Origin of the sequence: Serratia sp. CY47444, from assembly GCF_052168635.1 — a bacterium.
GTDB classification, from domain to species: domain Bacteria; phylum Pseudomonadota; class Gammaproteobacteria; order Enterobacterales; family Enterobacteriaceae; genus Serratia; species Serratia bockelmannii.
Genome location: NZ_JBJNMH010000039.1, coordinates 1 through 1438, shown reverse-complemented (window position 1 = coordinate 1438; position 1438 = coordinate 1). Strand labels below are relative to the sequence as shown.

General features: G+C 52.4%; 1 rRNA gene. It reads right to left on the bottom strand.

The features are described 5' to 3' along the window. Positions 1-37: 37 nt before the first annotated feature. Positions 38-1438, bottom strand: a 23S ribosomal RNA gene (locus ACJ8IL_RS24695); the annotation flags it as partial.

Sequence of the window (1438 nt, the reverse complement as noted above, 5' to 3'; positions counted from 1 at the left end):
TCGCTGAAAATCTCTCTAAAAACACCTTCGGTGTTGTAAGGTTAAGCCTCACGGATCATTAGTACTGGTTAGCTCAATGCATCGCTGCACTTACACACCCAGCCTATCAACGTCTTAGTCTTAAACGTTCCTTCAGGGACCTTAAAGGCCCAGGGAAGACTCATCTTGAGGCAAGTTTCGCGCTTAGATGCTTTCAGCGCTTATCTTTTCCGCACTTAGCTACCGGGCAATGCCATTGGCATGACAACCCGAACACCAGTGGTGCGTTCACTCCGGTCCTCTCGTACTAGGAGCAACCCCTCTCAATCTTCCAACGCCCACGGCAGATAGGGACCGAACTGTCTCACGACGTTCTAAACCCAGCTCGCGTACCACTTTAAATGGCGAACAGCCATACCCTTGGGACCTACTTCAGCCCCAGGATGTGATGAGCCGACATCGAGGTGCCAAACACCGCCGTCGATATGAACTCTTGGGCGGTATCAGCCTGTTATCCCCGGAGTACCTTTTATCCGTTGAGCGATGGCCCTTCCATTCAGAACCACCGGATCACTAAGACCTACTTTCGTACCTGCTCGAGCCGTCACTCTCGCAGTCAAGCTAGCTTATGCCTTTGCACTAACCTCACGATGTCCGACCGTGATTAGCTAACCTTCGTGCTCCTCCGTTACTCTTTGGGAGGAGACCGCCCCAGTCAAACTACCCACCAGACACTGTCCTCACCCCGGATCACGGGGCCGAGTTAGAACATCAAACATTAAAGGGTGGTATTTCAAGGATGGCTCCACGCAGACTGGCGTCCACGCTTCAAAGCCTCCCACCTATCCTACACATCAAGGCTCAATGTTCAGTGTCAAGCTATAGTAAAGGTTCACGGGGTCTTTCCGTCTTGCCGCGGGTACACTGCATCTTCACAGCGAGTTCAATTTCACTGAGTCTCGGGTGGAGACAGCCTGGCCATCATTACGCCATTCGTGCAGGTCGGAACTTACCCGACAAGGAATTTCGCTACCTTAGGACCGTTATAGTTACGGCCGCCGTTTACTGGGGCTTCGATCAAGAGCTTCGCCTTGCGGCTGACCCCATCAATTAACCTTCCAGCACCGGGCAGGCGTCACACCGTATACGTCCACTTTCGTGTTTGCACAGTGCTGTGTTTTTATTAAACAGTTGCAGCCAGCTGGTATCTTCGACTGGCTTCAGCTCCATCCGCGAGGGACTTCACCTACATGCCAGCGTGCCTTCTCCCGAAGTTACGGCACCATTTTGCCTAGTTCCTTCACCCGAGTTCTCTCAAGCGCCTTGGTATTCTCTACCTGACCACCTGTGTCGGTTTGGGGTACGATTTAATGTTACCTGGAGCTTAGAGGATTTTCCTGGAAGCAGGGCATCAACTACTTCTGCACCGTAGTGCATCGTCATCACGCCTCAGGGTTAG